Source organism: Clostridia bacterium (genome assembly GCA_036562685.1).
Classification (GTDB): domain Bacteria; phylum Bacillota; class Clostridia; order Christensenellales; family DUVY01; genus DUVY01.
In genome coordinates, this window is sequence record DATCJR010000088.1 from 1 (window position 1) to 5,357 (window position 5,357).

The window sequence follows — 5,357 nt, forward strand, 5'->3', positions numbered from 1 at the left end:
TCTTTAGTTCAGATTGCAAGTATTCATTAGCCAAAACTTTGTGTTTGTCGCTGACTTCAATATTAATATTGACTTGTGGATATACATAAAAATCATTGAGCTCTTTTATGGATTTTTGAGTCTTTTTCAAAACGCTGACCAATTTAAGCGCCGCCAAGATACCGTCGCCAGTCGGCGCATGGTCCTTCAAAATTATGTGTCCCGATTGTTCTCCGCCCAAAACGCAATCGTATTTTTCCATCTCACATGCCACAAAATGGTCGCCTATATCTGCCCTGATTAGCTTAATTCCGCTTTGTTTTAAATACATCTCCATACCCATATTGGTATGATGTGTGCCTACAACTATATTGCCTTTTAAACGACCAATTGAATGTAAGTACTTTGCTAATATGTATATTATTGAGTCACCGTTAATTATATTGCCGTCGCTATCGCTAGCAATAACTCTGTCAGCATCTCCGTCAAAAGCAAAACCGATATCGGCTTTTATTTCTTTTGTCTTTTTTGACAAAAACTCTTCATGCAATGAGCCGCAGTTTACGTTAATGTCATGTCCAGTGTGATTGCAGTTATAGCTAAAAACTTCTGCGCCTAATTTTTCAAACAACTTAGGCGCAACTTCAAAACTTGCACCGTTGCTGCAGTCCAAAACAATTTTTAGTCCTTTTAGATCTGTATCTACGGATTCTGCTAAGAAATTAATATATCGTTCATGTGATAATAAATCCTGATTTGCAGTTCCTATATTTTGAGAATAATTAGTCTTATTCTGATTTATACAGTCTTCAATAAAATCTCTTTCAATTTCACCAAGCTTGGCACCTTTGTTATCAAAAATCTTAATGCCGTTATATTCGGGAGGATTATGAGAAGCACTTATAACCACGCCAAAATCAGCCTTGTATAAGGTGGTTATGTAAGAAATTGCAGGAGTTGTCAAAATACCAAGATCAATTACATTGCCGCCGCCTGCTAAAATTCCTGAAATAACTGCCAATTTTAACATATCTTTTGATATGCGTGTATCAGTTCCTATAACCACTAAAGGATTTTCTTTCAACAATGTCAACGCATTTCCTACTTTGGCTGAAAGCTCTATTGTAAGATCTTTATTGGCAATTCCCCTTATACCGTCTGTTCCAAAATATTGACTCATACTACCCCTTTGTTTATTAATTATTTATAAAATAAAACATAATATTATATGCTTATCTTCTAAAATCTTGTGTTACCATAAGGGAATAATAATCTCATTAATAAAAGTAATTACGGTCAAAACTCCCAAATATAAAGAAAACCACTTGTAATTGCATTTTTTGATTAAATTAAGCATTAATCTAACCGCCAAATATCCACTTATTGCAGCACTAATCATTCCCATAATAACAGCCAACGCAGGAACTGCATTCCAGTTCTCAACCTTGATAACTTCCACAAAAGCTGATCCTAATATAACAGGAATGCTCATCAAAAAAGAAAATTTTGCTACTGTTGTTCTGCTGGCGCCGGAATAAACTCCTCCGCTTATAGTGGACCCGCTTCTGGAAACTCCTGGAACAATAGCTACCGCTTGAGCTGCACCCATAATAAGACTGACCTTTATACCAAGCGGATTATCTTTTGGATATTTTTTCCCAACATATTCTGTAATAAGCAGCATTATCGCCGTTATCATAAATCCAATCCACAAAAATTGCCCTTGGAAAAGAGCTTCAATTTGGTTAGAAAATAATAACATAGCGACACCGGCAGGAATAGTCGCCAAAATCAATAAGCCCAAAGTCTTAAAAGGCGGTTTTAAGAGATCAAAGATATCCTTATAAAAAACAGCAAAAACAGCTATCAATGTACCTACATGAAGCATTACATCAAAAAACAATGTAATGCTAGGATCTATTCCCAAAATGTTTTGAGCTAAAACCAAATGTCCGCTGCTAGAAACCGGCAAAAATTCTGTTAAACCCTGTATCAAACCCAAAATTATGGCCTTCCAAATTTCCATCTCACTCTCCAACAATCAATTATGTTATCATATTATAAATAAAGGCGCAAGTTTATATATAAACTAACGCCTAATTTATAAAATATTATATAAAATTTATGTCATTTTATTGGACTTATTGCTTTAGTCCATAAGAATAATAATAATACTTTTTACCCTTAGCTGGCGTTGCGCGGTTAAGTACTACACCTAACAAATTTCCGTTAACATATTTAACCTGTTCTATCGCTTTTCCTAGTTCTTTATAGTCAGAAATTTTTTCTTCTGCTACCAAAATAACGCCATCACTATTATTAGATAAAATAAGAGCATCACTCACTACATTAACAGGCGGAGTATCCAAAATTATCCAATCATATTCTTTAGACAAGTTATTGAGCAAATCAACCATTTCTTGACTCATAAGTAATTTTAATGGATTAGGGGAAGATACACCTGCAGTGATATAAGAAAGATTTTCTACTTTTGATTTTTTTACTGCATCTACAAATTCAGCTTCATCGCATAAAAGATGCGTCAAACCTATTACATTTTCATCATTAAATACTTTATGCACACAAGGCTTTCTTATATCGCAATCAATTAACAAAACCTTAAATCCGCTTTGAGCCAAGGCAATTGATAAATTTGCGCTTATCATGGTTTTGCCCATGTTTTCACTAGCGCCTGTTATAATTACCTTTCTTGAACTTTTTTGTGCAAAAGTAAATCTAAGATTGACTGCAAAAACTCTAAACGCTTCTGCAAAAGAAAAATTAATATCCTTATCAGTAATTAATGGATAATCACTTTTTATAACACGGTTTTTTTTCTTTTTATTTAATGTAAACATTATTATACATTCCTTTCTTTAATTTCTGAGATATCAGGTATTGTAGCTATTACAGGCACATCAAATTTTTCTCTTATATCATCTTCATTCTTGATTTTAACATCATAAAAGTTGACAATCAAAATGATGGTAACAGCCAAGACAGCACCAACCAAAGCTCCAAGCAACATATTAACTGGAATATTAGGACGTATTACATCTTTATCTTCAGGTATAATAGGCTGGTCAATTATAAGATAACTTGATTTCACAATAGTGTTATATGTAGCTTGTTCTGATATCTCACTCACACGCTCTTTGGATACCAAATTATAAGCTGCAAGCAGACATACTCCAAAATCAGGATTAGTTACGGTTATTGAAATTGTAAAGTATCCTTTGGAAACTGATGAAAAAGAAAAATTAAGAGCTTGTCTCAAACTCTTTTTTGTATATCCGATCTTTTGAGCCCATTCTCCTATGGTTGAATAATCAGATTTAAAAACATATGTATTCTGAGCTTGGGATTCTAATGAATCATATGAACTGGACAATTGAGAAATCTCAGTATTCCAAACCAAATCATACAAATAGTTTGCGCCAGTTAGTTCAGCATTAAATCTAGAAACTATGCGTTCAAAAGCTGTGTTTTCTTTATCAGTGGTATTAATTTCTTCAGATTGATTGGGATCAATTTTTTGAATAATCTTATATAAAGAAGCTGTTGTGCTTATTTCATATTTGTCTTTTATAATAAAAAAAGACCAAAAAAACATAATAAGCATTCCAGCTAGTACTAGTGACACAATGATTTTCCATCTTTTAATGATAATAAAAAAATAATCTTTTAATGATAGTTCCAAATTAAAGCTCCATAGTATTTAAAAATTTAACAAAAATATTATATCAACAATTATTATTTAATTCAATAAAATTTTCAATAAAATTTTTCTATAAAATTATTTCTTCATTTTGAATTTTTAAGAAAATTTCTTTTAAATTACAATTTCTTAATATAATTTCGCTAATAGTATTGTTTTTATATCGATTGTGATATAATGTTCATATTAAATCACAGGTTGCTTTTGATGAAATTTTCTGAGATACCTAATACAAAATTTTCTCTCATAATAAAAAAGTTTATTTCTAGCAAAATCTACCCTTTTTTGATAGGCGTGATATGTTATTTTTCTTGGGCTTATAACTTAGTCTTTTGGGGACTTAGTATTTTAACTATATTTTTAATTCTAATATTCATTACTCAGTCCAATACTTTTTATTGCTTGCCTATACTTTTGATGGCTTTTTATATGTTCCCTAATTTTAAGACTCAATACTATTTTGCTGGAATACATTTGGGATTAATAGTTTTAGCTATATTCTTTAATATTTTTGCCTATAAAAGAAAGATTCAAAAAGACAAGCTTTATTATTCTATTTTTGGAACTTTTTTAGCTGGTATAATCGGGGGAATTATATACACCACTATGACTTACGGCTTTTTGAAATACTTCAAAGACGTTTTGTTTATGTTTTTTTTGACAATAAGCTTTGCTGGTGGTTACTTGTTTTTAAATAATACGGTGTCTTTAGAAAATCTAAAGATTGATTATAAAAAATATTTTGCTATTTCCATATTGATGGTGGCCTTATTATTAATTGCCCAAATGTTAACTTATTATTTAAGAGTAGAAAACATTCCTGACGCAATTGCCAATAAAACTCTACGTTTGGGCTGGGGAAACACCAACACGTTAGCAGCTATATTTATGATGACGATTCCTTTTACTCTATATCTTTCTTCATGCTATAAGTATGGTGCCTTTTTTTCTGTATTAGCATTTGTAGAATATACTGCGATCTGGATAACGCATTCTCGTGGATGCATTTTGATTTCAACGCCCATTCTGATTCTTTATCTCCTCTATCTCATTATAAAGACAAAAAACGTAAACCGTTATATTCTTATAGCCAATATGGTTATTTTTTTATCGGCGGCATTGATTTTTGTTATAATATTTAAAGATAAATTTTATGAATATTTTGGAAAAATCTTTCAAAAAGGACTTGACGACAGCGGAAGATTTGGGCTATATAAAGAAGCTTGGAATTTGTTTAAAAAGCATTTTATATTTGGAACCGGATATTACTACAAAACGGATCAAACTAAAAGCTTTATGTATATGTTTCATAGCACTCCTTTACAAATTGCAGCTAATTTGGGAATAATAGGAATTATAGCTTTTGGATATTTTTATTTTCAAAAATATTTGATTTTGCTTAAAAATCTAAAATGTCCAATGGGCGTAACTATGTTTGTCGCTATTTTATCTTGGGAACTATATGGATTGATTGACGTAATGCTTGTCGTTTATTATATTGCAATTACAACACTAATCATGCTGATAATTGCCCAAAAAAATGTTATAAATCTAAAACACGAAAAAATTACTGAGGAAAAAAATGACTGAAATTTTAAAAACAATTGACCTCGTATCATTAATAATGACCATCGTCTTATTGGCGCTTAATTTTCATCTT

5 protein-coding genes are annotated in these 5,357 nt (G+C 31.2%); 1 reads left to right on the forward strand and 4 read right to left on the reverse strand.

Translation table 11 applies throughout. The features are described 5' to 3' along the window. The 4 genes from VIL26_03815 to VIL26_03830 all read right to left on the reverse strand — a co-directional run. Positions 1-1,159: phosphoglucosamine mutase (locus tag VIL26_03815; GenBank protein HEY8390059.1), on the reverse strand; the 1,159-nt coding region annotated here is incomplete at its 3' end. A 72-nt stretch (positions 1,160-1,231) separates the two neighbouring features. Continuing rightward, the gene (locus tag VIL26_03820) at positions 1,232-2,005 is read right to left on the reverse strand and encodes an undecaprenyl-diphosphate phosphatase (protein HEY8390060.1); all 774 of its coding nucleotides are present in this window, start codon (positions 2,003-2,005) and stop codon (positions 1,232-1,234) included. 115 nt (positions 2,006-2,120) lie between these two features. Beyond that, entirely contained in the window at positions 2,121-2,837 is a 717-nt protein-coding gene (locus tag VIL26_03825; protein ID HEY8390061.1) for a CpsD/CapB family tyrosine-protein kinase, read from the reverse strand. Positions 2,838-2,839: 2 nt separating this feature from the next. Further along, on the reverse strand, positions 2,840-3,679 hold the full coding sequence (locus VIL26_03830) for a Wzz/FepE/Etk N-terminal domain-containing protein (protein HEY8390062.1): 840 nt from the start codon (positions 3,677-3,679) through the stop codon (positions 2,840-2,842). Positions 3,680-4,126: 447 nt separating this feature from the next. On the opposite strand from VIL26_03830, the gene VIL26_03835 reads away from it, so the two are divergent. After that, the gene (locus tag VIL26_03835; GenBank protein ID HEY8390063.1) at positions 4,127-5,287 is read left to right on the forward strand and encodes an O-antigen ligase family protein; all 1,161 of its coding nucleotides are present in this window, start codon (positions 4,127-4,129) and stop codon (positions 5,285-5,287) included. Positions 5,288-5,357 lie beyond the last annotated feature (70 nt).

Coding starts and splice junctions, on each gene's coding strand:
- VIL26_03820 (HEY8390060.1), bottom strand. CDS start 2,005: ATGGAAATTTGGAAGGCCATAATTTTGGGTTTGATACAGGGTTTAACA.
- VIL26_03825 (HEY8390061.1), bottom strand. CDS start 2,837: ATGTTTACATTAAATAAAAAGAAAAAAAACCGTGTTATAAAAAGTGAT.
- VIL26_03835 (HEY8390063.1), top strand. CDS start 4,127: ATGTTCCCTAATTTTAAGACTCAATACTATTTTGCTGGAATACATTTG.